The 23164-nt window shown below is 71.0% G+C and carries 23 protein-coding genes; 15 read left to right on the forward strand and 8 right to left on the reverse strand.

Annotated features, from left to right (window positions below; translation table 11 throughout):
- Positions 1–9 precede the first annotated feature (9 nt).
- Positions 10–2664 (reverse strand): DUF5916 domain-containing protein, encoded by a 2655-nt coding sequence (locus VGB24_RS11850; RefSeq protein WP_331073156.1) that lies wholly within the window; start codon positions 2662–2664, stop codon positions 10–12.
- 223 nt (positions 2665–2887) lie between these two features.
- Between VGB24_RS11850 and VGB24_RS11855 the strand changes: the two genes are divergently transcribed.
- The 3 genes from VGB24_RS11855 to VGB24_RS11865 all read left to right on the forward strand — a co-directional run bounded on the left by VGB24_RS11855 (position 2888) and on the right by VGB24_RS11865 (position 4230).
- Positions 2888–3148: a DUF4160 domain-containing protein gene (locus tag VGB24_RS11855; protein WP_331073157.1), complete on the forward strand. Its 261-nt coding sequence runs from the start codon at positions 2888–2890 to the stop codon at positions 3146–3148.
- A gap of 28 nt (positions 3149–3176) precedes the next feature.
- Positions 3177–3455, forward strand: coding sequence for a DUF2442 domain-containing protein (locus VGB24_RS11860; protein ID WP_414676725.1), 279 nt, complete (start codon positions 3177–3179; stop codon positions 3453–3455).
- A gap of 172 nt (positions 3456–3627) precedes the next feature.
- A complete protein-coding gene (locus VGB24_RS11865; protein ID WP_331073159.1) occupies positions 3628–4230 on the forward strand; it encodes a hypothetical protein in 603 nt (200 codons plus the stop codon).
- Positions 4231–4300: 70 nt separating this feature from the next.
- On the opposite strand, the gene VGB24_RS11870 is transcribed toward VGB24_RS11865, so the two are convergent.
- Positions 4301–4669: a hypothetical protein gene (locus VGB24_RS11870; RefSeq protein WP_331073160.1), complete on the reverse strand. Its 369-nt coding sequence runs from the start codon at positions 4667–4669 to the stop codon at positions 4301–4303.
- A gap of 113 nt (positions 4670–4782) precedes the next feature.
- Complete coding sequence (locus VGB24_RS11875) at positions 4783–5391, reverse strand: YqaA family protein (protein WP_331073161.1); 609 nt, start codon at positions 5389–5391, stop codon at positions 4783–4785.
- Between the two features lie 101 nt (positions 5392–5492).
- Between VGB24_RS11875 and VGB24_RS11880 the strand changes: the two genes are divergently transcribed.
- Complete coding sequence (locus VGB24_RS11880) at positions 5493–5852, forward strand: DUF3221 domain-containing protein (RefSeq protein ID WP_331073162.1); 360 nt, start codon at positions 5493–5495, stop codon at positions 5850–5852.
- A 751-nt stretch (positions 5853–6603) separates the two neighbouring features.
- On the opposite strand, the gene VGB24_RS11885 is transcribed toward VGB24_RS11880, so the two are convergent.
- The 3 genes from VGB24_RS11885 to VGB24_RS11895 form a co-directional block, all read right to left on the reverse strand.
- The gene (locus VGB24_RS11885) at positions 6604–9108 is read right to left on the reverse strand and encodes a xanthine dehydrogenase family protein molybdopterin-binding subunit (protein WP_331073163.1); all 2505 of its coding nucleotides are present in this window, start codon (positions 9106–9108) and stop codon (positions 6604–6606) included.
- The gene (locus VGB24_RS11890) at positions 9105–9605 is read right to left on the reverse strand and encodes a (2Fe-2S)-binding protein (protein ID WP_331073164.1); all 501 of its coding nucleotides are present in this window, start codon (positions 9603–9605) and stop codon (positions 9105–9107) included. The genes VGB24_RS11885 and VGB24_RS11890 overlap by 4 nt, the downstream gene beginning before the upstream one ends.
- A gap of 450 nt (positions 9606–10055) precedes the next feature.
- Positions 10056–10235 carry a hypothetical protein gene (locus tag VGB24_RS11895; protein ID WP_331073165.1) on the reverse strand — a complete coding sequence of 60 codons (180 nt, stop codon included), beginning with the start codon at positions 10233–10235 and terminating at the stop codon, positions 10056–10058.
- Between the two features lie 317 nt (positions 10236–10552).
- Between VGB24_RS11895 and VGB24_RS11900 the strand changes: the two genes are divergently transcribed.
- The 8 genes from VGB24_RS11900 to VGB24_RS11935 all read left to right on the forward strand — a co-directional run bounded on the left by VGB24_RS11900 (position 10553) and on the right by VGB24_RS11935 (position 16756).
- Entirely contained in the window at positions 10553–11152 is a 600-nt protein-coding gene (locus tag VGB24_RS11900; protein ID WP_331073166.1) for a nucleotidyltransferase family protein, read from the forward strand.
- Entirely contained in the window at positions 11137–11961 is an 825-nt protein-coding gene (locus tag VGB24_RS11905) for an XdhC family protein (RefSeq protein ID WP_331073167.1), read from the forward strand. Before VGB24_RS11900 ends, VGB24_RS11905 begins: the two co-directional genes overlap by 16 nt.
- Positions 11962–11982: 21 nt before the next feature.
- Complete coding sequence (locus tag VGB24_RS11910; RefSeq protein WP_331073168.1) at positions 11983–13035, forward strand: hypothetical protein; 1053 nt, start codon at positions 11983–11985, stop codon at positions 13033–13035.
- A gap of 163 nt (positions 13036–13198) precedes the next feature.
- Positions 13199–13516, forward strand: a complete 318-nt coding sequence (locus VGB24_RS11915) for an XdhC family protein (protein ID WP_331021408.1) — start codon at positions 13199–13201, stop codon at positions 13514–13516.
- 225 nt (positions 13517–13741) lie between these two features.
- Positions 13742–14101: a TraR/DksA family transcriptional regulator gene (locus VGB24_RS11920; protein ID WP_331021407.1), complete on the forward strand. Its 360-nt coding sequence runs from the start codon at positions 13742–13744 to the stop codon at positions 14099–14101.
- A 43-nt stretch (positions 14102–14144) separates the two neighbouring features.
- Positions 14145–14891, forward strand: coding sequence for a lysophospholipid acyltransferase family protein (locus VGB24_RS11925; RefSeq protein WP_331073169.1), 747 nt, complete (start codon positions 14145–14147; stop codon positions 14889–14891).
- Between the two features lie 9 nt (positions 14892–14900).
- Complete coding sequence (locus VGB24_RS11930) at positions 14901–15530, forward strand: class I SAM-dependent methyltransferase (protein ID WP_331073170.1); 630 nt, start codon at positions 14901–14903, stop codon at positions 15528–15530.
- Positions 15531–15619: 89 nt separating this feature from the next.
- Positions 15620–16756 (forward strand): DUF3667 domain-containing protein, encoded by a 1137-nt coding sequence (locus VGB24_RS11935; RefSeq protein ID WP_331073171.1) that lies wholly within the window; start codon positions 15620–15622, stop codon positions 16754–16756.
- A gap of 133 nt (positions 16757–16889) precedes the next feature.
- Here VGB24_RS11935 and VGB24_RS11940 read toward each other — a convergent pair whose 3' ends face one another.
- The gene (locus VGB24_RS11940) at positions 16890–18587 is read right to left on the reverse strand and encodes a diguanylate cyclase (protein WP_331073172.1); all 1698 of its coding nucleotides are present in this window, start codon (positions 18585–18587) and stop codon (positions 16890–16892) included.
- Positions 18588–18781: 194 nt separating this feature from the next.
- Here VGB24_RS11940 and VGB24_RS11945 point away from each other — a divergent pair, with 194 nt between their 5' ends.
- The 3 genes from VGB24_RS11945 (at position 18782) to VGB24_RS11955 (ending at position 21323) form a co-directional block, all read left to right on the forward strand.
- Positions 18782–19336 (forward strand): FHA domain-containing protein, encoded by a 555-nt coding sequence (locus tag VGB24_RS11945; RefSeq protein WP_331073173.1) that lies wholly within the window; start codon positions 18782–18784, stop codon positions 19334–19336.
- Positions 19333–20106 (forward strand): PP2C family serine/threonine-protein phosphatase, encoded by a 774-nt coding sequence (locus tag VGB24_RS11950; RefSeq protein ID WP_331073174.1) that lies wholly within the window; start codon positions 19333–19335, stop codon positions 20104–20106. The genes VGB24_RS11945 and VGB24_RS11950 overlap by 4 nt, the downstream gene beginning before the upstream one ends.
- Positions 20107–20198: 92 nt before the next feature.
- Positions 20199–21323 carry a tetratricopeptide repeat protein gene (locus tag VGB24_RS11955; protein WP_331073175.1) on the forward strand — a complete coding sequence of 375 codons (1125 nt, stop codon included), beginning with the start codon at positions 20199–20201 and terminating at the stop codon, positions 21321–21323.
- 406 nt (positions 21324–21729) lie between these two features.
- Here VGB24_RS11955 and VGB24_RS11960 read toward each other — a convergent pair whose 3' ends face one another.
- Positions 21730–23043 (reverse strand): pyridoxal phosphate-dependent aminotransferase, encoded by a 1314-nt coding sequence (locus VGB24_RS11960; protein WP_331073176.1) that lies wholly within the window; start codon positions 23041–23043, stop codon positions 21730–21732.
- Positions 23044–23164 lie beyond the last annotated feature (121 nt).

Raw genomic sequence — 23164 nt, forward strand, 5'->3', positions numbered from 1 at the left:
ACTCTCCGCCTACTTCACCGGGAGCCAGTACGTCACCTTCATCGCCAGGAAGTTGTTCCCCGGCGCCCCGAACGCGTCGCCGAGCGCGCCGGGGCCCACGAAGTCGCCGTTCTCCAGGCTGGAGGAGCGGTCCTGCTGCCACACCAGGTACAGCGTGCTCCCCGGCCGCCACTCCCAGCGCATGACGGCGTTGCTGCGGAAGGAGCGCACGTTGAAGTCGCGGGCCACGCGGCTCGGCTCTCCGTCTTCCGTCGCGGTGAACAGGTGCGAGCCCGGCGAGCACGGCGCGGGATCGGTCGGCTGGCACGAGCGGATGGGGCCGTCCTCACCGTACAGGTCCAGCTCGAACGAGCGCGGCCGTGGCACCTCGCCGAAGCGGTGGTAGCGGCCGCTGGCGGCGAAGGGCTCCGCGTACAATTCCAGCGACAGGTCCGGGCTCATGGTGTACGCCAGCCGCAGCGGCGCGGCCAGGGTGCTGCGGTCGATGGACGAGAAGACGTAGCGGCGGCCCAGGGTGGCCGCGGGGCCGCCGGACAGGTTGACCACGTACTGCCGCGCCTCGCGCTGGCGGTTGTACCGCGGCTCCAGCGACACCTGCCAGTTGGGCCCCGGCGTGGCACCAATGCCCCCGGCGATCCCCCACCCGCGCCCGCCCTGCTCGTCACCGCCGATGCCCATGCCGCCGCCCCAGCGGAAGCGCGAGGAGCCGCGGTTCTCCAGGTCGGCCTCGATCTCCCACGTGCGCCCCAGCCCCAGCCGCGGCCCCCCCCGCGTGGCCGACGCGTCGTAGCGGCGCAGCTCCGTGCGCCCCTCGATGGAGCTCTGCCAGTAGTTGCTCCAGGTGACGTTCGCCTCGCCGCGCACCACGCCGTGGCGGCGGATGCCCTGGTAGTCGAACCCGTTCTCCATCCGCCCCGTGAACGAGTAGCGGCGGTACGGACCGCGCGGCGTGGTTTCGCGATAGGTGACCTGGGCGTCGGCGGTGGCGTAGTCGGCCACGAACATCCGTCCCGACTCGTTGACGTCGAAGCCGGGCGAGATGGTGCTGGCCGATGCCTCCCACAGCCAGTGGCGCGCGTTGTTGCGTTCGATGGCGATGCCCGCCGTGTATCCCGCCAGCGTTCCCCGCGTGGGGTCCAGCACGGCGTAGTCGCGGTCCGGCCGCTGGAAGTAGTGGGCGGGCGCCGTCTGCACGCGGCGGATGGCGGCCGTGTCGCCCTCCACCACGCTGGCGCCCGCGAACCCCCGCAGCTCGTAGTCGCCGCCGCGGAAGCGCAGGTTCCAGTCGGCGCCGCCGGTGACGGCGCTGCGCGGCAGGAACGAGGCGATCAGCCCGCCCGGCTCCGTGTCGCGGCGCAGCGCCGTCAGGCTCACCCCCGCCGTGGAGGTGGCCGGCCCGAACTCCTGCACGGCGCGAAAGACGCCCCATCCTGTGCGCGGCGCCACGCCGGTCCGCCGGATTTCTCCGTCCTCGTCCACGTAGCGCGCATCGGCCGCGTCCGTCACCGCCGCCAGCGCGCCGACCGAAAGCCCCCGCTGCGTGCGTCCGGTGAGCTTGGCCGCGCCCAGGATGGTGCTGGCGCGGGGATAGTCCACGTAGTCGGCGTTCACCCGCACGCGCGACGCGGCCCCGATGCGGCGCGAGTAGAAGTAGCCCGCGTTGGGGCTCACCAGGTAGCGCTGCCCCTCGGTGAAGAAGGGGCGGCGTTCCGGGAAGAAGGTCTCGAACGCGCTCAGGTTCACCTCGGCCGGGTCTGCCTCCACCTGGCCGAAGTCGGGGTTCAGCGTGGCCTCCAGCGTCAGGCTGCTCCCCAGCCCGATGCGGGCGTCGCCGCCCACGCGCATGGCGCCGGACCTCTGCTCCACCAGCGGGTTGTCGGGGTCGATGGTGCCGAAGCGGGTGCCCTCCGCCGCCACGTACGGCATCAGCTCGATCCGCCGCGCCGGCCGCACCCCGCCGATCCCCTCCAGGTCGCCGAACCGCGAGGCCCACGCCTGCGTGCCGCGGGGAATCACCACCCAGTAGTCGTCTTCCTCGCGCGAGGGGATCCAGCGGTCCAGGTTGATCCCCCACACCTGCGCGGGAAGGTCGTTGAAGCGAAGCTGGCTGAAGGGAATGCGCATCTCCGCCGTCCATCCTGCCGAGTCCACGCGCGCCTCCGCCCGCCACACCGGGTTGAACGACATGTCGCGCGAGTCCTCGTTGTCCGTGGCGTGGTACCAGTCCAGCCGCACCCCCGACGCGGTGACGCCGAAGGTGTAGGCCGTGCGCCTGTCCTGGTAGGTGTCCAGCGAGATCAGCAGGTGCTCGGCCTGGTATCCCTCGTCGCGGCGCGTGACCGGCGCCTGGATGGAGGCCGGGTCGGCGGCGTGCATCCGCGCGGCCACGTACAGCGCCTCGTCGTCGTACACGAAGCGCACCTCGGTGCGGTCGGTGGGCGGAGCGCCCTGCACCGGGTCCTTCTGCACGAAGTCGGAAAGCACGGGCGCGGCGGCCCACGCCTCGTCGTCCAAACGGCCGTCGATCTGGGGCGCGGCGCCGGTCAGCCGCACCGCGGAGTGGCGCTTGCGGGCGCCGTCCTGCGCGTTGGCGGGGGCGGCGGCGAGCAAGGCAGCGAAAAAGGCGCACGCCGCGGCGCGCGCCAGGAAAGCGGATCGATCCACGTGTTCGTCCATCGCAAAGGCATCTTGACAGCCGTGAAAGATAGCGGCGCGAACGCCCGAGGGGTACCGTCCGAATCCGCCGGTATCACCCGGCCGCCGCGTGCCTCATCCACGTCCCGCCACCGCCCGTGCAAAACACGACCACAGCTGAACTTCCGCAATCCAACGAGACTATTGCGTGAACAGAGTGGACGGCCTAAGCTGGCCCATTCGTTGCCGAGAAATGTTCGACGTCGGGGAGGCGGTGATGCCAACGGTTCTTCGGAGTGGGCCGTATCGTATATTCTTCTTCGCGGCGGATGGGAATGAGCCGCCCCACGTTCACGTAGAACGGGAGAGCAAGAAGGCCAAGGTGTGGCTGACGCCAGTGCGATCACAGGAAGGCGGAGGGTACGGCGGGCCGGAACTGAATCGCATTATCAGCCTCATTGAGGAACACCAGGAGCGACTGCTAGGGGCTTGGTATGACTTCTTCAACGATTGAGCGGCACGTAGAGGCGACGAGTGTTCGAGTGAGCGAGACCGAGTTGATGGTCGACCTCACGGACGGCCGCACGGTTTCCGTTCCTCTCGCCTGGTATCCGCGGCTGGCGCATGCTACGCCGGAGGAGCGTGGGCGGTGGCGGCTGATCGGGCGAGGGGAGGGCGTGCACTGGCCCGACGTGGACGAGGACATCAGCATTGCCGGCTTGCTTGCGGGAAGCCGCTCCGGCGAGAGCCAGCGCTCCCTGCAGCGCTGGCTCGACGCGCGCAATGCGAAGGGTGCCCAGTCTCCTGCTCCACCTCCGTGACCTCCGTGTGAGGGCTTGAAGATGCGACCCGCAAACACTTGCGCATTCCGCCGAACGTACCCACCATCCGTGTCCGCACCCCAACGCGTGAGCGCGGCCGGCTGTATTGCCTGACGCACGATCGAAGGCGACCCGGTCGCCCACCGCTCACCCGAACGACCGCGAGGACCCGATGCGCCGCACCGCCCAGCTATTCGCCGTACCGTTCGCGCTTGCCCTCGCCGCCTGCGAAGGCGGAGCCACCGGTCCGGGCGACGCGTCCCTGAGCGCGGCCGAGGTGCGGGAAGTGGCCGCCGCCTGGGATGGGGTCGCCGGCGGCACGATCTCCCAATTCCTGATGGCGTTCCAGGGTGCCGGCGGTTCGTCTGCCGCATTCACGCGGCAGCACGCCTGCCCCGGCGGTGGCGCCAGCACCGTCGAGGGCCAGCGCGTCATTACGCGCGACCCAGCCACTCGCTCCGGCAGCTCGCAGGTGAACGCCACGCGAACGGACTCGGCGTGCACCGTTCCCGCGCGCGGCCGCCGCGGGGGAACGGTCACCATCACGGGGAGCCCGAACATTCAACTGGCGGCAAACGGCACGTGGACGAACGGCGTGCCCGGCGTGCACACCCACACGCAGAAGGGCAGCTTCACCTGGGCGCGGTCCACCGGCGGAACGGGCACCTGCACCGTGGACCTGACGGGGACGTTCAGCAGCGCGTCACAGACGCGCACGCTCACCGGCACCTTCTGTGGCCGCACCGTCGACGTCAGCCATACGATGCTCGACTAGCACGGGTGCGGATGCACGACGGAAACGCGGCTCCCGGGGGCGCCCGGGAGCCGCTTCGTCTATTCGATGCTTATCCGTCGTCGCCTTCTTCTCCGCCGTCCTCGTCCGCGTCACCGTCGTCGTACAGGTTTTCCATCACGCTGATGGTGAACCGCCCTTCGCTGCCGCCGGGGCGCTCCAGCAGCAGGCGCAGAAAGTCCGGCAGCGAAAGCTCCTCATCGTCGTCGCCGTCGATGCTCGCCACGAACGAGCGCTGAAATTCCGCGGGCGTGGCGTCGTACACGCGCTGCACGATCTCCAGCACCGCCGCGTCAACGTCCGCCAGGCGGTGCAGCACCTCGGTCTTCGCGTCGGTGAAGCGCGCGGCGGCCTGCTCCGCCGCGCTCAGCGCCGTGCCGATGGTTTCGGCCGGATCGGGGGTGTTCTTCGCCGGTGCCATGCGAGCACACGGTGCATGCCCCGCGCCAATCCCGCCACGGAGCGAACACTCTGCGCACTTCCGGGGACAATGCAGGCCGTCAGCGCTGCCGTGGTCGAGGCACGCGCGGGACCTCAGATCATCCAGGCGCCGAGCACGATCAGCGCGACGGCGGTGACGACCAACGCGATCCGCCGCGGGTTGCGCGCCAGCCAGCGCCGAACCGGCGGCCCCGCGATGCGCGCCACCCCGGCCAGGACCGCGTACTTCAATCCCCGGCCGAGGGCACAGAACACGACGAAGGTGCCCAGCGGAACGCCTGTAGCGCCACCGACGGTGCCGTACAGCAGGTAGGGCACGGGCGTGTAGCCGGAGGTGAGCAGTGCCAGCGCCGCGTTCCGCCGGTAGAGCGCGCCGAGGGCCTCCAACTCGCCCATCAACCCGTAGCGCGCCAGCAGCGGCTGCCCGTAGCGGTCGAAGGCCGTGGCGCCCAGGTGCCACGCGATGACGCCGCCCAGCACGGAGCCCGCCGCCGCGAGCGCGCCCAGCGCCCACGCCCGTCGTGGCCGTGCGATGGCCAGCGCCGCGAACACGGCCTCCGTGGGCGCGGGAACCAGGCAGCCCTCCACGACCGCGCACGCGAACAGCAGCACCGGTCCCGCGCGTCCGCCCGTCCACCGCGCCCAACGGTCTCCCCCGCTGTCCTTCAGCGGCGGATGCGGCCGCGGGTCATTTTCCGGCATCGATCACGCGTGGAGGCGATCCAAGGGCCAAGCGGCTGTCGCGACAGTGGGAACGTGCACGTTCTCGGGCATGGATCGATGGGCTTGCACAGGAGATGCTGATGAACAGGACGTGGATTCTGCTCGCCGCGGTGCTCGCGGCTGGGTGCGGCATGCCCTCGGGCGCCACCCTTCCGGATGAAGCCCCGAGCATCGAGGGTACCATCCAGCAGTCCAGCGCAATCCAGGGTGGCCGGCGGATTCTCGTGGAAGCCAGTCCCCAGGTCGCCGGAAGGGAGCCAGCCGCCTCCATCACCGTTCTTCCCGGTGTGGACGTGCTGGCCGGCAGCGGCGAGACGGTCGTTCGGGCATCCGCGGACGAACTCGTGGTGGGAGCCCGCGTTCGCGTGTGGTTCACGGGCCCGGTCGCGGAGTCGTTCCCCGTTCAGGCCACCGCCGGCACCGTGCTCATCCTGCGCTGACGAGTTCGTCGCTGCATCGAGCATGAAGAAGGCCGCGGAGCCGATGGCGCCGCGGCCCTTGCTTACTCGAACAATTCATCCACCGATTCAGACGCCGAGCTCAATGTGCTCCTCAGCGACGGTCTATCCATCCGAACCTCCGTCGTCATGGTTTCAGATCTACCCACGACTGCATCCGAATGTGGCTGGCAGCGGGTGCATGCCGCGGTAGCCCCCTCCCCCCGGCCCCCTTCCCCCGCTTCGCAGGGGAGGGGGAGACCTGAACCTCGCTTCCCTCGCCCTGGCGCACCCGACTACGCGTGCAGTCCGCGAAGGCGGACTTCGTGATGTTCCAGACGCGACTTCAGTCGCCCCAGCAGGGCCCGGGCATCCGCTACTGTGCTCGTGCACCGCACTGGATCCTGGGGTGTCCCCCCTCTCCCACGCTGTTTGTGGGAGAGGGGGGCACGCGTGTCAGCGCGGCCGGGTGAGGGCCCCACGGCAGCCGAGGCCTCGGAGTCGATGACCGCTGCCGCGCCCTGGCTTGTACGTGCCCCAGGCCAGATCCTTCGGCCCGCGACAGGTGTGCTGCGGGTGAATGCGGCGCGCCTGGGCCTCAGGATGACAGGGTTTCGTGGTTGCGAGTGGGTTCTGCGTGACGCACCGGGCTGGCTCCCTTCCCCCGCGCGGTTTGCGGGGGAAGGGCTGGGATGGGGGGCGCCGCGGACGCGCCAAGGCTTGTCGAAGGCCTCTCATCCATCCGCGCCGACCCTCAGTCCGCGGCGATGCGCTCCGGCTCGGCGTCGTGCGCGGCTTTTTCCTGCAGCGCGCGCCACATGCGCGGCGGCGAGAAGGGCAGCGAGTCCATCCGCACCCCCACGGCGTCGTAGATGGCGTTGGCGATGGCGGGAATGGACGGGTGCAGCGGACCCTCACCCGCCTCCTTGGCGCCATACGGGCCCTCGGGGTCGATGGACTCCACGATCAGCGCCTGCAGCTCGGGCGTGTCGAGCGAGCCGGGAACGCGGTAGTCCAGCAGCGACGGGCCGTCGTGAAGGCCGGCGCGGCCGTGCTCCGCGTCCTTGAACACGTGCTGCTCCATCAGCGCCTCGGCGAACCCCATGTACGCCGAGCCCTCGATCTGCCCCTCGACGATGGTGGGGTTGAGCGCGCGGCCGCAGTCGTGCGCCACCCAGATGGCCTTCACGTCCACGAACCCCGTATCCGCATCCACCTCCACCTCGGCCACGTGCGCCGTGAACGAGTACGCGGGCGAGGCGCCGATCGTCCCGCCCCGGTACTCCCCGTGCACGTCGTCCGGCGTGTTGTAGCTGCCCACGGAGCCCAGTGTCCCGTGCTTGGCCTCGGCCAGGTTGAAGGCCTGCACGATGGACATGTTGCGGCCCGTGTCCTCCGCGTCCATGGCCCGGCCGCCCGCCAGCAGCACGCGCCTGGGCGAAATCTCCCACTCGGCGCCCACCGCGTCCTGCACCAGCGCCTTGAGCTTGCGGGCCGCGTCGACGCAGGCGTTGCCGAGCATGAACGTCACGCGCGACGAGTAGCTGCCCAGGTCCACCGGCGTGAAGTCGGTGTCCGACGGAAGCACCCGCACGTAGTCCAGCGGCACGCCCAGCTCTTCGCAGACGATGTAGGCCACGAGCGACGTGGAGCCCTGGCCGATGTCCGACGCGCCGGAAAAGACGGCGATGCGCCCCGAGCGGTCCACCTGCAGCTGCACGGCCGACTGCGGCATCCGGTTGGGGTAGATGGGATAGTTGGTCCCCGAGATGTAGCACGAGCCCGCCACCCCCAGCCCGCGCCCGTACCCCATCCGGCCCTTGCGCTCCTTCCATCCGCTGGCGCGCTCCACCGCGTCCAGGCACTCCATGAAGCCGTTGGAGGTGATGCGCAGCTCGTTGACGGTACGGCGGAAGCTGCCCATGAAGTTGCGCCGGCGCAGCTCGATGGGGTCCAGCCCGACCCGCTCGGCCAGCTTGTCGAGCGACACCTCGAAGGCGAAGCGCGGCTGCACGCTGCCGTGGCCGCGCTTGGGGCCGCAGGCGGGCTTGTTGGTGAAGACGCGGGTGGAGTCGAAGCGGTACGCCGGGATCTCGTACGGCGCCGCCAGCAGCTGCCCGCTGTAGTACGTGGTCACCAGGCCGAACGACGAATAGGCGCCGCCGTCCAGCAGGGTGCGCGCGTCCACCGCCTTGAGCTTTCCATCCGCCGTGGCACCCACCCGGTACTTCATGTAGAACGGGTGGCGGCCGCGGTGGGCGTAGAACACCTCTTCGCGGGTGTACAGGATCTTCACGGGCCGGCCCGTCTTCATCGCCAGCTTGGCGACGCAGAACTCCAGGTCGAAGGGCTCGCTCTTGCCGCCGAAGCCGCCGCCCACGTGCGGCTGGATCACGCGCACCTTGGCCGGGTCCAGCTCCAGCACCTTGGCGAGCTCGCGGTGCAGGTAGTGGGGCACCTGGGTAGACGACCACACGGTCAGCCGGCCGCCCGGCGCGCCGCCCTCTTCCCACTGCCCGATGGCGCAGTGGGGCTCGATGGGGGTGTGCGTGGTGCCCTCGAAGAAGTACTCGCCCTCGATGACGACGTCGGACGCGGCCAGCCCCTGCTCCACCTCGCCGAACTCCAGCTTGACGATCTTGGAGATGTTGCCGTTGTGCCCGGCCTTCTTGGCCTGGTGGATCTGCACGTCGGTGCGGCGCACGGCCTCGTGCGGATCCAGCAGCGCCTCCAGCACCTCGTAGTCCACGTGGATCAGCTCCAGCGCGCGCAGGGCCGTGTCCTCGTCCACCGCCGCCACCGCCGCCACCGCGTCGCCGATGTAGCGCACCTTGTCCGTGGCCAGCGCGTTCTCGTCCGGCGTCCACACGATGATGCCGAAGGGGATGGGCATCTCGCTTCCCGTCACCACGGCGAACACGCCGGGCAGCGCCTGCGCGGCGGAGGTGTCGATGGAGCGGATCAGCGCGTGGGGGTGCGGCGAGCGCAGGATCTTGCCGTGCAGCATTCCCGGCAGCACCAGGTCGTCGGTGTAGCGCGCCCGTCCGGTGCTCTTTTCCAGCCCATCGGTCTTGCGCTGCCGCGTGCCGATGACGTTCAGCGGCGCGGATTTTTCCTCGCGGCTGCCGTACAGCTTCACCTTCTCACCCGCATGCGAGGGCGCGTGGTCCACCACGGGGGTGCCGCGCTCCGCCACCTCGGGCTCATCCGCCGGAACGCCGCCGCGGCCGCTTTCGAACTCCTGCCGCTCCGCGCTCATGCCGCCACCTCCGCCTGCTCGCGCAGGGTTGCCGCCGCCATCTCCACCGCGTCCAAAATCTTGGTGTAGCCGGTGCAGCGGCACAGGTTGCCGCTGAGCGCGTCCTTGATCTCGTCGCGCGTGGGCGCCGTGTTCTCCTCCAGCAGCGCCGCCGCGCTCATCAAGATGCCCGGCGTGCAGAAGCCGCACTGGGCCGCGCCGCACACGTCGAACGCATCCTGCAGGGGGTGCGGCGCGCCCGGCGCGGTGCGCAGCCCCACCAGCCCCTCCACCGTGGTCACCCGCTGGCCGATGGCCTCGTACACGGGGGTGATGCACGCCAGCGTGGGAACGCCGTCCAGCCACACGGTGCACGCGCCGCAGTCGCCCTTGTCGCATCCCTGCTTGCTGCCGGTGAGCTGCACGGCGTAGCGCAGCGACTCCAGCAGCGTCCAGTGCGTGGGCACCGCCACTTCGTGCGTGTCGCCGTTCACGTGCAGGGTTACGAGGTCCTTCATCGGGGCGCGAGCACGGGTGGATGACGGCCGTCGATGAAGCCGCAACGAAGGCGCCAGGCAGCACTTGACGAGCTTTCGAAGTTAACCCGCGCCCGGGGGAGGGTCAACGTAACGCGGGCGCCGGTTCGAACGCCCGTTCGGTAGCCGTCAAGCCATCCGCATCGCCGCCTAGCCAATCAGCTCAACGACTGCTTGCCAACAGCTTGCCAAGTTGGCAAGTTGGCAAGCCGTGGTTGTCGAGCCGCGAATCCGCCATGAACGGAAGCGCTTGTGACCAGCTTGCCAAGTAGCTCGCCAATCGCTTGCCAATTAGCAAGCCGCCGTTAGCAAGCCGGCTTGCCTCCGCATCACGCACACCCGCGACAACATCAGCATACCATAAGCACGAGCGCCGCGCGGAATGATCCGGCGCGGCGCTCGCGGTGGGCTATGATCGTCGACCCGAACGGGTCAGTGGTCGCCCTTGTCGCCGTGGCCGGGCTTGGCCTTGGTCTTGGCATGCTGCCGCCGGTCCGCCGCCAGCGAACGGCCCACGTCCACCTGGTCGGTGGTGAACCGGCCGTTCTCGTCGCGCCGCACGTAGCGTTTGTCGCCGGGGTTGGGCTCGATCAGTTCGCGTTTGCGCGTCATTTCGTATCCTCCCGAGATGCGTGAAGTCGACGATCCCCGCTCCTTCACCGTCCGTGTTTTGCATGCTCCGCGCCGCCGCATGCTCCAGCAGTTCGTCCGCTCGCCACGATCCAGGTGAGCCCCGCCCAGGCCTCACGGGTGTGTGCGGCTTTCGGCGTCCGGTGCGGCGGCGTCCGCCCTTATCTCCATCGTGCGCAACACGTTCGCCCCGTAGCCAGTTGACGGCGTGAAGCGAGCGTGCGATACTCCTGATGTCGTCCAGATCTCCCCGCCCGCTCCGGCCCCGGCCAGCCCCGCCCGCGTACCCGTCAGCCCTGATGATCGTTGGCATCGTGCTGGCCGCCGGCCTTTCGCGCCGGATGGGCGAGCCCAAGGCGTTTCTGCGCGCCGGCAATGGGACGTTCCTGGACCACGTGGTCCACGCGCTCGGCGCGGCGTGCGACCGGGTGATCGTGGTGACGGGGGCCGACGACCAGCCGGCTGCCCGCGACATCCGCGAAGCGGCCACGCGGCTCGGCGCGTCCGTGGCCATCAACCCCGACCGCGGGTCGCCCCAGCTGCGCTCGCTGCAGGCAGGGCTGGCGGCGGTTCCGCCCGAAACGCGCGCCGTGATCGCCTGCCCGGTAGACATTCCCGACGTTTCGCCCACCCTGGCCCTGCAGCTCGCGCGCGTGTTCGACGAGTCCGGCGCGCCCGTCGTGCTGCCCTCGCACGGCGGAAAGCACGGGCACCCGGTGCTGTTCGCGCGCTCCGTCTTCGCCGAGCTGGCGCGGACCGACCTGCCCGAGGGCGCGCGCACCGTGGTCCACGCGCACCTGGGCGAGCTGCGCGAGGTGCCGGTGGACGCGCTCGCCGCCGACGTGGACACTCCCGGCGACTACCGCCGCTGGCGCGAGGCCGCGTGCCCCAGCGGCTGACGCTGGCGGACGCGCTCCGCCACGCGCGCGAGGCGCTGGCGGGGGGCGAGGCGGTGGTGAGCGTGGCCGTGCTTTCGTCGTCCACCGAGGACGGCCCCGTGGCGGGGGAGCGGATGTCCGTTTGGGCCAATCGCCACGAGGGCACGCTGGGCGACCTGAATCTCGACGAGGCCGCGCTGCGTATCGCCCGTGCGGCGCTGGCGGAGTCGGACCGGCCGGCGACGCACGACGTGGAGGCCGGGGGGCGCCGCTGCACGGTGTACGTGGAGCCCCATCGCGCGCCGCCGGAGCTGGTGATCGTGGGGGCGGGGCACGTCGCGCGGCCGCTGTGCCGCACGGGCGCCATGCTGGGCTTTCGCGTGACGGTGCTCGACGACCGCCCCGAGTTCGCCACCCGCGAGCGCTTTCCGGAGGCCGACGAGGTGAGGCCTGCGCGCTTCGACGACCCGTTCCGGGACGTGCGCATCGGGCGCGGCACGTACCTGGTGCTGGTGACGCGGGGCCACAAGTACGACTTCGAGGCGCTTCGCGACGTGCTGCATCGCCCGGAGCTGCCGGCGTACGTGGGGATGATCGGGAGCCGCCGGCGCACCCGGGCCGCGCTGGAGCAGCTGGCGCGGGACGGGGTGCCCGACGAGCGGCTGCGCCGGGTGCACGCCCCCATCGGGCTGCACCTGGGCGGTGAAACGCCGGAAGAGATCGCCCTGGCCATCGCGGCGGAGATCGTGATGGTGCGGCGCGGGGGAACGGGGCAGCCGCTGCGCGACCGCGAGCGCGTCGCCGAGCGCTGGGTGCGGTCCGGCGGCTGACACAACGCCATCGGTGGGGCCATGTATCACACGTGCATCTTCTGCTCCGCCGACCTGGGATCCAACGAGGCCATCGCCCCGTTTCCCGTGGGCCGCAGCCTGGCTTTCGACGGGGCCCGCGGGCGGCTGTGGGCCGTCTGCCCCAAGTGCGCGCGGTGGAACCTGGCGCCCATCGAGGAGCGCTGGGAGGCGGTGGAAGAGGCCGAGCGCGCCTTTCGCGAGTCGCGCCTGCGCGTGCAGTCGCAGAACATCGGCGTCTGCAAGCTGCCGGACGGAACGCGCCTGGTTCGCATCGGCGAAGCGCTGGCGGGCGAGCTGGCCGCCTGGCGCTACGGCAGCCAGCTGGTGCGGCGCCGGAAGCAGTACCTGGTGGCGGGGGCCGCCCTGGGCGCGGCGGGCGCGGCGGCGGTGGGCGGGGTGATGGCACTGGGCGCGGCCTCGGGGCTGTGGACCTTCGGGCACATCTTCCTCGGGGCCTGGAACGAGCGGCAGGCACGCCGGGTCATCCACCGCATCCCCGCGGCGCAGTCGCCCATCGGCCGGGAGGTGGCCATCCGCCGCTGGCACGTGCAGGGCGCGCAGGTGGGCGCGGCGGACGACGGCATCGAGCTTCGCCTTCCCGATGCCGAACGCAAGGACCGCAAGACGGACGGATGGGGACGGGCGCGCTTCGGCGGCGACGAGGTGCTGGTGCTTCCCGACGCGCAGGCGCGCACGGTGCTGGGCCGCGCCATGGTGCACGTGAACCGCAAGGGCGCCTCGCACGACCACGTCCGCGACGCCGTGGGGCTGCTGGCTGACGCGCGCGGCGCCGAGGAATACCTGCGCGAGGCCGGCCGGCGCGAAAGCGTGCTGGGGCGGCGGCAGGGGATGGAAGCCAGGCAGCTCACCCCCGTGGGCGCCCTGGCCCTGGAGATGGCGCTTCATGAGGAGCAGGAGCGCCGCGCGCTGGAAGGCGAGCTGGCCGGGCTGGAGGCCGCGTGGCGCGACGCCGAGGAGATCGCCGCCATCGCCGACGCGCTCCCGGACGGCGTTCCCGCGCCGGAGCCCTCGCGGCTGATCGTTCCCGGTTGAACGCCGAGGGTGGCGGGCAGACTTTCGCTGGCCTTGGAAATCGCGCTGCACGAGGAAAGCGAGCGGAGGGCGAGCTGGGCGAATTGCAAGCCATGTGGCGCGAAGCCGAGGAAATCGCCGAAATCGCCGACCGGCTCCCCCACGCCCTGGAGGAAGAGGTTCGATGATCGAAGACATGGCCGTGTTCACCGCGGCCGAAGAGGCGGCGCGCGAGGGCCGGCCCGTGGTGCTGGCGACCATCGTCCGCTGCAAGGGCTCGACCCCGCGCGGCGTAGGAAGCAAAATGCTGGTGGACCCGGAGCGGGGGCTTACCGGCACCGTCGGCGGCGGATGCGGCGAGGCCGAGGTGATCGAGGCCGCGCGCGAGGTGGTGAGCACCGGCCAGCCGCGCATGCTGCGCATCGACCTGACCGAAGACCTGTTCTCGTGGAGCCCCGCCGTCTGCGGGGGCGTGTTCGACGTGTTCCTGGAGCGCGTGTGAACGCCCGCCGCGATCCCCGTACGCACTGGTTGGGCGGCGGCCCGCCGCGTGCAATGGAATGGTTCCGCCAGCCCGGCCACGACGTGATGGGCCACCCGGCCGCAACCGCCTGACACATCGTCCCTGAATCAACCGAATCCCCCGAACGACACCGGACCGGCCGCACTGCGCGCCCGGCCCGGCGGACGTTTTCACCCGCAAGAACCAGCAAGACGGAAGGACAGCATGACCGCAGTACAGCAGCCGCTCGCCCCTCACGAGCGCGAAATGATCCGGGACGAGCTCCTTCGCAGCCTCACCAAGCTGGAGCGCAGCCTCAAGTCCAGCGGCGCCGCGGCGCGCCCGCGAGACCTGGAGCAGGACACGGTGGGCCGCCTGTCGCGCGTGGAGGCGCTTCAGAACGCCGGCTTCACCAAGAACCTGGAAGCGCGCGAAAAGGCGCAGCTGGAGCAAATCCTTTCGGCGCTGCGGCGGCTGGAAGACGGGTCGTACGGAGCCTGCAACGGCTGCGGCGCGCCCATCCCCTTCGAGCGGCTGCAGATCTTCCCCGAAACGCTGGCCTGCGGCACCTGCGCCCGGGGTTGAACCCCGGCCGCACCGATCGGCCGTTCCGGTGTACGAGGCCCTCATGCTGAAGCGCCTGGTTTCTCTCTGGGTCTGGGTATCGGCCGCACTGGTGGTCCTGGTCTGGGTGCCGTGGCTGGCCCTGGTGTACGCCGCCACCGTGCCGTCCGACCCCGGCCGCTACACGGTGGGCCGCTGGTTTCGCCGCGCCGCCGTCACGCTGACGCGGCTGAACCCGTTCTGGAAGTTCCGCACGACGGGCTTCCTGGTTCCCGACCCGCGGCGGCCGTACGTGGCCGTGGCCAACCACGAGTCCATCGCCGACATCTTCCTTCTTTCGCACCTGCCGTGGGAAATGAAGTGGCTCTCCAAGGAGGCCATCTTCAAGATCCCGCTGATGGGGTGGATGATGAGGATGGCGGGCGACATCGCCGTGCGCCGCGGCGACGTGAAGAGCCGCATGCAGGCGCTGGACGCCTGCCGCGACCGGCTGGGCAAGCGCGTGTCGGTGATGATCATGCCCGAGGGGACGCGCTCGTCCACGGGCGAGATCCAGAAGTTCCACGACGGCGCCTTTCGACTGGCGATCGAGACCGGCTCTCCCATCCTGCCCATCGCCGTGGCGGGCACGCGGGCCTGCATCACCAAGGGATCGTGGATCGTGGGCCGGGCCAACGCCATCGCGCATGTCCTGCCTCCCATCGACACCGCGGGGCTCACGCTGGATGACGTCCCAGTCCTGCGCGACCGCGTCCGCGAGCTGATCATCGAGGCCCGCGCCGGCCTGATGCGCGAGCTCCAGTCGGCCTGACGGGCCGCAATGCCCCTGAACACCCTCGCCTGGAACCGCGTCCGCTACACCCTGCTGGCGCCGCTGTACGACACGGTAGCCGGCTTTCGCCCGCAGCGGCGGCGGTCGCTGGAGTTGCTGGGTGCGCGGGCTGGCGAGCGGGTGCTGATCGATGGATGCGGGACGGGCGCCGACCTGGCCTTTCTGCCGGCGGGCGTGGAGGTGGTGGCGACGGACATCACGCCGGCGATGGTCGATCGCACCCGCCGGCGCGGCGAAGGGCTGGGGCGCGCGGTGGATGCGCGGGTGATGGATGCGCAGGCGCTGGAGTTCGCCGACGCCTCGTTCGACGCCGTGGTGCTTCACCTGATCCTGGCCGTGGTGCCCGATCCCGTGGCCGCCGTCCGCGAGGCCGCCCGCGTGCTGAAGCCCGGAGGCCGCGCGGTGGTGTTCGACAAGTGGGTACCCGACGACCGCGAGCCTTCGCTCCTGCGCCGCGCAGGCAACCTCGTCTCCGGCGTGGTGGCGACGGAAATCACCCGCAAGCTGGGCCCGCTGGTAGCCGCCACGCCGCTGCGCATCGAGCACCACGAGCCTGCCGGTACAGGCGGATTCTTTTCCATCACCCTGCTGCGCAAGCCGGTTTCCGGCGGAGCCTGACCCACGCCGGCCCGGAGTCGCGCCACGGAATAACCGCACCCCTAGCCGGCTCCGATCCTCCGGACTACCCCCTCCTGTCCTCCGCCAGCATGCCAGACCCGACTGCCGCGCCGCCGCCGTTCCCCTCCGCCGCCGCCGGGCTTCCGGACCCGCGGGGCGAGCCGCCCGCGCCCATCTCACCCATCCGACGCCAGCGCTGGTGGGCGCCGGAAACGCGCCGTACGCCCGATCGGCCGTGCCTGAACTGCGGCGACACGACGGTGGGCTTCTTCTGCCGCAACTGCGGGCAGCGCAAGGCCGACGTCCGCGTGTCGCTGCGGCGCATGCTGATGGAGGTGATGGACGACCAGCTGTCGCTGAACTCCACGCTGCCGCGCACCATCGGCGCGCTGCTGTTTCGCCCGGGGCACCTGACCGCCGAGTACGTGCAGGGGCGCATCATGCGCTACGTGCCGCCCTTCCGGCTGTACCTGGTGACGTCGGTGCTGTTCTTCATCCTGCTCCCCGTGGTCGCGGACGTGAACCGCATCGCCGACGAGGTGGCCATGGAGACCGAGCAGGACGATGCGCGCGAGCGGGCCCAGGATTCCGCGCGCATCGCCGGCCAACGAGCGCGGGCCGATTCCGCCAGGGCGCGCATCGCGGCGGTCCGGCGCGGCGAGGCGCCCAAGGACCGCACGATTGCCCCGCCCCTACCGCCGGTCCCGCCGAAGCCGGACAGCGGCAAGGTGGACCTGAACCTGGCGTTCAGCGACACCAGCCGGGTGCCGGGCTGGCTGAAGCCGCTGAACCGGCGCTTGCAGCGCACCGAGGACCGGCTGGAAAGCATGCCCCCGCGCGAGGCGCTGCGGACCGCGCTGGCGGCGATGGAGGAGAACGCGCCGAAGGGCGTGTTCCTGATGATGCCGCTCTTCGCCTTCATCCTGAAGCTGTTGTACGTGCGGCGGAAGCGGTTCTACGTGGAGCACTTCGTCTTTGCGCTTCACGTGCACGCGATGGCGTTCGTGCTGTTCACGGTGGGGATGCTCGTTCCGTCGGACACCCCGGTGCGCGGAATCCTCGGGCTGTGGATGGTGCTGTACGTGTTCCTGGCGATGAAGAAGGTCTACGCACAGGGCATCGTTCGAACGTTCCTGAAGTTCGCCATGCTGGGGGGCGCGTACATGGTCTTCGGGATGCTGGTAGGGGGCATCGCTACGATCGTGTTCGCCGCGCTCAGCATGTAGAAAAGCAACGGCGGGGGTACCGAGGAGCAGAGAAAAGCCAGAAATACAGAGAGGATCGATCTTCCTCTGTATCTCTGGCCGTTTTCTGTATCTCTGTACCCCCGCCGTTGCCGGACTCCGCCGGCGCGAGGAACTACCGGGCGGCCACGAACTCGTGCTCGGCGGAATCCAGCGTCACGGAGACGAGCCGGTCGCGGCCGCTGTTCTTGGCGCGGTACAGCGCCTGGTCGGCCAGTTCCACCAGGGTCTGCGGGTCCACCAGGTCCGTGCCCACCGCCACGCCCACGCTGGCCGTCACCCGCACCGTCTGCCCGTGCGCCACCTCGCAGCGCATGTCGCGCAGGGTGCCGCGGAACCGCTCGGCGAAGCTCAGCGCGCCCGGCAGGTCGGTGTCGTACAGCAGCACGGCGAACTCCTCGCCGCCGAAGCGCGAGGGAAGGTCCAGGTTGCGCGTGGTGGCCCGCAGCAGCCGGCCCACCCGCTCCAGCACCAGGTCGCCCACGCGGTGTCCGTGCGTGTCGTTTACGCGCTTGAAGTGGTCCAGGTCGATCAGCACCAGCGCCAGCGAGCCCCCGGTGCGCCGCACCCGCTCCGCCTCGCGCCGGAGCGCGTCTTCCAGCACGTGGCGGCGCGACAGCCCGGTCATGGGATCGGTGAGCGCCGTCACCTCGGTGAGCGCCCAGCGCCCCGCCGTGGCGATGCCCACCGTCACCACGAACACCAGGAAGCCCACCCAGAACGCCGAGGGCGTGCCCGGCAGCAGCCGCGCGACCGGCACCAGGCTGGAATACTCGCTGAGCACGTCGTACAGCATGGTGCCCGAGAACGCCGCCGTGCCGAAGAGCAGCGTGCCCGCGTGCGCCGTGCCCTTTCGCCCCATCCGCCATGCGCGCCACACGATCACCATCAGCCCGACGGCAATGGCGGCGTCCATCCACAGCACCAGCTCCGCCAGCATCCGCAGGGGCAGCGCCAGGGTGGCGCCGAAGCAGGCCGCCAGCACCGTCGTCACCCGGCGGGTGTGGCGGGCGCCGCGCAGCCCGAACAGCTCGTCGATCAGCGCCACGAAGAACGGCCCGCCCGCCAGCATGGCCAGCACGCCCAGGCGGTACGGGTTGATCCAGGGCATCACCGCCTGCCCCACCTCGTCGGCGTAGGTGGCGCCGTAGACGGAAACGGCCAGGCACACCCCGGCGAACCACAGGTTTTCGCGCGCGGCGCGGCGGCGCAGGAAGAACGCCAAGTGGTACACGCCGATGGCCAGGAAGAACGACACCAGCCCGCCGATGACCACGGGGCGCGGCGAGCGCTGCTGCGCCAGCACGTCGTACCGGCCCACCCGCACCGAGCCCATCACCCCGCCGTACGCGTAGTCGTTGAACACCCGCACGGCCAGCACGTGGCGCCCGCCCGCCGCCCGCGAAAGGAGCGAGTCGGGAACGAAGATCAGCACCGAAAGGGCGCCCTCCACGAAGTTCGGGGGCATCCGGCCGCTGCCGCCCACCCGCACGCCGTTCCAGAACACCTCGAAGGCGTCGCCCACGGTGGCGAAGCGCACGCCCACCGGGGCGCCGCGCAGCGACGGGGGCAGCACCACCTCGCGGCGGTACCAGCCGAAGCCGTCGTATTCGCCGATGGTGGTTTCCCACTCGCTGGGCACCGCCATGGTGCGCCAGCCGCCGTCGTTCAGCCCGGCGGCGGCCCACGCGGGATCGTCGCCCTGCTTGAACCGCCAATCGCCCCCGAGCGACAGCGTGTCCGCGGCCTGCGCATGCGCGGCCGGGGACAGGAAAAGCAGGAGGGCTGCCAGAACGAAACGGGCGGCGGTCACCGGGACCTGGGATGGGATTGGGAGCGGCCGGGAAGGTGTGGACGAGAAGCTACCCGCGGGCGGGGCGTAGGTCAAGCGAAGCGCGTGCCCGCGACTTGCAGGGGACGCGGCGGGCGCGTACGTTGCGCGCCGGTTGGCAAGCCGTTGCGCCACAACCGTTTCATTCAAAACCCCACCCAGGAGAAGCCGCGCCGATGGCCAACGTTGTCCCGTCCGGGCGTCCGGGCCCGCTCGCCAGCCTGGCCCTGATGGCCGGCCCGCGCTACGGCGAGGAGCTGCCCGTTCCCGCGCCCGTCGTCGTGCTGGGCCGCGCCGCCGCCTGCGACGTGGTGATCGACGACGACTCCGTTTCGGCCCAGCACGCGCGGCTGGAGTTCGACATCGGCGCCTGGCGCATCACCGACCTGGGCTCCACCAACGGCACGGCGGTCGAGGGGGTTAAGCTGGCCCCCCAGCTTCCCACCCCGCTGCCGTACGGCTCCACCGTGCGCCTGGGCGGCGTGCAGCTGCAGTTCCGCGAGGTTGAGGCGGTGGACCTGCAGGCCGCGGCCGCCGGGTACGTGGCCCCCGAAAAGCCCCGCACCCTGCGCGAGGAGCGCACCGGCCCGCGCTTCCCGGTGTGGCTGCTGCTGGTGATCCTGGTGATCGCGGTGGTGGTGGGCATCCTGGTGTACATGAACGTGGCGGCGCCCACCGCGGTGGGTGGGTTGCCCGCCGGGCTTCCCGTGCTGGCGCTGGCCTTCCCGTGAAGCTTGCCTGGAAGGCGGCCGGCGGCACCGACGTGGGACGGATGCGCCGGGGCAACGAGGACACCTTCGTGGTGGACTCCGAGCGCGGCCTGTTCCTGGTGGCCGACGGCATGGGCGGCCACGCGGCGGGCGAGATCGCCAGCGCATTGGCCGCCGAGGCGGTGGGCGGGGCCCTGCGCGAGGGCACCGACCGCGGCCTGCAGGCCGACGAGCTGGCGCAGGTGATGGTGGAGTCGTTCGCCGCGGCCGACCGGGCCATCGCCGAGCACGTGGCGGCGCACCCCGCCACCCACGGGATGGGCACCACCGCCACGGCGTGCGTGCTGTGCACCGATGGCACCTACCGCATCGGCCACGTGGGCGACAGCCGCGCCTACCTGCTGCGCGGCGATGCGCTGGCGCAGGTGACCAGGGACCACACCTGGGTGCAGCGCGAGGTAGACGAGGGCCGGCTGACGCCGGCGGGCGCGCGCCGGCACCGGCTTTCGCACATCCTTACCCGCGCGCTGGGCACCGGCCCGTTCGACGTGCCGCCGGACCTGCTGGGGGGAGAGCTGCGCCCCGGCGACCTGCTGATGCTGTGCTCCGACGGGCTGACGGGAATGCTGAGCGACCGGCAGCTGGGCCGCATCCTGTCCATCCCCTCCACTCCCGAAGAGCACGTCGACCGGCTGATCCGCGCCGCCAACGCCCGCGGCGGCCGCGACAACATTACCGCCGTCGTCGTGGAGATCCTCCCGTCGACGGACGCCGCGCCGGACGACGGCTGACGCTGCTCCCGCCATCGTTGCGCGGGAGCGGCGTGCTCGTCATCGTGTAGCGGAAGCAAATTGTTGCGGGAACGCCCTTCATCGTCCGTCCCATGAGAATCCCCACACTTCTCGCCCTGGCGCTCTCCCTCGCGCTCGCCACCCCCTCCGCCGCGCAGCTCCCGGAGCGCCCCCGACTTCCCCGCGGCGCCGACGCCAACGACTGGCAAGCGTATTTCGACCGGGGCGAGGCCATGTTCGGCCAGAACATGAACGCCGCGGCGTACGCGTCGTTCTACTGGGCCTCGCGGCTGGATCCTACCCGCGCCGAGCCGCTGATGGCGATGTGGGCCACCTTCTTCGCGCGCGACGAGCGCACGTGGATCGGCTACCTGGAAGAGGACCGCCAGGTGATGAGGCGCCCGGCCGTGATCGCCAACGACTCGCTGATCACGCGGGCGTACATGCGCAACCCGTTCGTTCACCGGGGGCTGGAGGTGGCCCTGTTGACACGCCTTGGACCGCGGCTACGCTGGGACCGGGCCATGACCGCCTTCCTGTCGTACGGCAGGGGCGAGTTCCGCGACGCGGCGGAGCGGTTCGGGTCGATCGTCCGGTCCAACCCCGGCCGGAACGTACGCTTCCGGCACTACCGCGCGCTCTCGTTCGTGGGCGCGGGGCAGGCAGACAGCGCCGCGGTGGAGATCCAGCAGCTGCTGACGGCGCTGCGGCAGCGTGATGAGGCAGCGGTGGCGGCGTACGAGAGCAAGGCGATGTGGGAGTACGCGCTGGGGCGCATCTACGAAGTGCAGGGCAACCGCGCGGAGGCGCGCGACGCGTTTCAGCGGGCGCTGGTCGAAGACCTGGCCATGTACCCCGCGCACGCGGCCCTGGCGCGGCTGGAGGTGCAGGCCCGCAACGTGGAAGAGGCACTGGGCCACGCGGCCACCGCGGTCGAGGCGGCTCCCCACGACCCGGTGATGCACTTGGAGCACGGCAACGCGCTCGCCGCCGCCGGCCGGCACGAGGCGGCCGCCGCGGCGTTCCGCCGCGCGACGGAGCTGGAGCCGTACTGGGCCGCCCCGTACCTGCGGCTGGGCGCCGCGCACGACGACCTGGGTGCCCGCGAGCCGGCCCTGGCCGCGTACCGCGCCTACCTGGAGCGGGCCCCTCGCCGCCAGGCGAACGGCATCGGAATCGCCGAGCGGCGGATCGCGGAGCTTCAGCAGCAGGACTGACCGGCGCGGCCCGCGTGGTTTGCTCGCGTGGTGCAACGTGGACGCGTCGATGGTTGGGCGCGTTTCGACCAGGGCCGGCGCATGCCTCGGCCGCCCTCTCCCCCGGCCCCTCTCCCGCAAGCGGGAGAGGGGAGAATTCGAACGCGCTTCGACAGACGCGGAGCTGACGCCGCGCAGGAAGAAAGGCTGGGACGAGCCGGAAGTTAAGGCGCGCGGGGGCGAGTGTGTGGCGGATCCCTCAGTCGCTGCGGCGCATGGTGCGAGTGCAGGTTCGCCGGGACCGCTCCATCGGGATGACAACGCGCGCTTTCGGCAGACGCGGTCCGCGTGCAGGTGAAGCCCCGGGCGGAGGGCGACAGCGGCCCGAGCCGGGGCTTTCCGCTCTCCCAGCGGCGGGTTTACCCGCTCACGCGGCCGCCGTGGGGCCGCCTTCCATCCGCCGCACGCCGGTGGGGGCGGAGAGGGCTTCCAGCGCGGCACCCAGCCGTCCGAACATCACCTCGATCTCCCCCAGGTTCGTGGCGCCCACGGAAAGGCGCACCCAGCCGGTATCCTCCTTCATCCCGAACGCCTGGAAGGGCACCACGGCCAGCCCGGCGGCCGCCAGCAGGTACTCGCGGATCTGCTCGTTGGTGGCCAGCACCTCGCCCCCGGGCGTTTGCCAGCCGTGCAGGGCGAACTGCGCGCTCAGGTAGATGGCGCCCATGGGGGTGATGGCCCGCACGGGGAAGCCCGCGGCGCGAAGCCTTTCGATTCCGGCGTACAGGGCCTCCAGGCGCGCCTCCACGCCCTGCTTCATCTCGCGGTGATAGGCCACGATCTCGTCGGTGGCCGCGATCATCCTGGCGGTGGCCATCTGCTCGGCGCGGGGGGCCCAGGCGCCCACGTGGGCCAGCACGCTCGCCATCCGCTGCGTGACGTCGACGGGGGCCACCGTCCATCCCACCCGCACGCCCGTGGCCGCGAACGACTTGCTGATGCCGTCCACGAACACCGTGTAGGCCGCCATCGCGGGGCGCAGCGTCACCGGGTTCACGTGCATGGTGTCGCCGAAGGTCAGCATCCAGTACACCTGGTCGTACATCACGTACAGCGGGCGCTCGCCCGGGCCGCGGCGGGCGTTCTCCTCCAGCACCAGGTCGCAGATGGCCCCCAGCGCCTCGGGGGTGAACGCGGTGCCGCACGGGTTCAGCGGCGAGTTGAGCGCCAGCAGCCGCGCGCCGCGCACCGCCTCTTCCAGCAGCGCGCGGGTGGGGAGGAAGGCGTCCTCGGCACGGCAGGTGACGGGCAGCCCGCGCGCGCCGGACAGGTGCACGTAGTGGTTGTTGTTCCACGAAGGCACCGGGTACACCACCACGTCCCCCGGATCGACCAGAGTGGAGTAGACGGAAAAGATGCCCGGGCGCGATCCGCCCGTGATCAGCACCGAATCCACCCCGTACTCCAGCCCCAGCCAGCGCTCGAAGAAGTCGGCGACCGCCTTGCGCAGCGGCATCACGCCGTCGGAGGGCGGGTAGTTCGTTTCCCCGGCGCCCAGCGCCTGGACGATCTCGCGCTCCAGGTAGCCGGGAATGCGGAACTCGGCGGGGGAAAAGTCGCCCACCGTCAGGTTGCAGATGGTTTCGCCCTGCGCCACCATGGCGCGGATGTCCCCGGCGATCTTCAGGATCTCGGAGCCCACCAGCCCCGCCGCCATCGCCGAAACGCGTCCGTCCGTCATCGCCCGTGCACTTTGCTGATGGATTGTGTGCGAACCGGCGCCAAAGTAGCCAGGGGCGCACCGCCGCGACAGGGCGCCCGGCGTTCGTCTTGCACCCGCGGCGGGCGGATGGACCGACCTT

It is taken from the genome of Longimicrobium sp. (assembly GCF_036399935.1).
GTDB lineage: Bacteria > Gemmatimonadota > Gemmatimonadetes > Longimicrobiales > Longimicrobiaceae > Longimicrobium.

Excerpts from the sequence above, each read along its gene's own strand:
- VGB24_RS11880 (WP_331073162.1), top strand. The coding sequence starts at position 5,493 with ATGAACAGGACGTGGATTCTGCTCGCCGCGGTGCTCGCGGCTGGGTGC.
- VGB24_RS11925 (WP_331073169.1), top strand. The coding sequence starts at position 14,145 with ATGCTGAAGCGCCTGGTTTCTCTCTGGGTCTGGGTATCGGCCGCACTG.
- VGB24_RS11870 (WP_331073160.1), bottom strand. The coding sequence starts at position 4,669 with ATGGCACCGGCGAAGAACACCCCCGATCCGGCCGAAACCATCGGCACG.
- VGB24_RS11885 (WP_331073163.1), bottom strand. The coding sequence starts at position 9,108 with ATGAGCGCGGAGCGGCAGGAGTTCGAAAGCGGCCGCGGCGGCGTTCCG.
- VGB24_RS11910 (WP_331073168.1), top strand. The coding sequence starts at position 11,983 with ATGTATCACACGTGCATCTTCTGCTCCGCCGACCTGGGATCCAACGAG.
- VGB24_RS11890 (WP_331073164.1), bottom strand. The coding sequence starts at position 9,605 with ATGAAGGACCTCGTAACCCTGCACGTGAACGGCGACACGCACGAAGTG.
- VGB24_RS11935 (WP_331073171.1), top strand. The coding sequence starts at position 15,620 with ATGCCAGACCCGACTGCCGCGCCGCCGCCGTTCCCCTCCGCCGCCGCC.
- VGB24_RS11900 (WP_331073166.1), top strand. The coding sequence starts at position 10,553 with ATGATCGTTGGCATCGTGCTGGCCGCCGGCCTTTCGCGCCGGATGGGC.
- VGB24_RS11875 (WP_331073161.1), bottom strand. The coding sequence starts at position 5,391 with ATGCCGGAAAATGACCCGCGGCCGCATCCGCCGCTGAAGGACAGCGGG.
- VGB24_RS11930 (WP_331073170.1), top strand. The coding sequence starts at position 14,901 with ATGCCCCTGAACACCCTCGCCTGGAACCGCGTCCGCTACACCCTGCTG.
- VGB24_RS11915 (WP_331021408.1), top strand. The coding sequence starts at position 13,199 with ATGATCGAAGACATGGCCGTGTTCACCGCGGCCGAAGAGGCGGCGCGC.
- VGB24_RS11945 (WP_331073173.1), top strand. The coding sequence starts at position 18,782 with ATGGCCAACGTTGTCCCGTCCGGGCGTCCGGGCCCGCTCGCCAGCCTG.
- VGB24_RS11920 (WP_331021407.1), top strand. The coding sequence starts at position 13,742 with ATGACCGCAGTACAGCAGCCGCTCGCCCCTCACGAGCGCGAAATGATC.
- VGB24_RS11855 (WP_331073157.1), top strand. The coding sequence starts at position 2,888 with ATGTTCGACGTCGGGGAGGCGGTGATGCCAACGGTTCTTCGGAGTGGG.
- VGB24_RS11865 (WP_331073159.1), top strand. The coding sequence starts at position 3,628 with ATGCGCCGCACCGCCCAGCTATTCGCCGTACCGTTCGCGCTTGCCCTC.
- VGB24_RS11955 (WP_331073175.1), top strand. The coding sequence starts at position 20,199 with ATGAGAATCCCCACACTTCTCGCCCTGGCGCTCTCCCTCGCGCTCGCC.
- VGB24_RS11960 (WP_331073176.1), bottom strand. The coding sequence starts at position 23,043 with ATGACGGACGGACGCGTTTCGGCGATGGCGGCGGGGCTGGTGGGCTCC.
- VGB24_RS11895 (WP_331073165.1), bottom strand. The coding sequence starts at position 10,235 with ATGACGCGCAAACGCGAACTGATCGAGCCCAACCCCGGCGACAAACGC.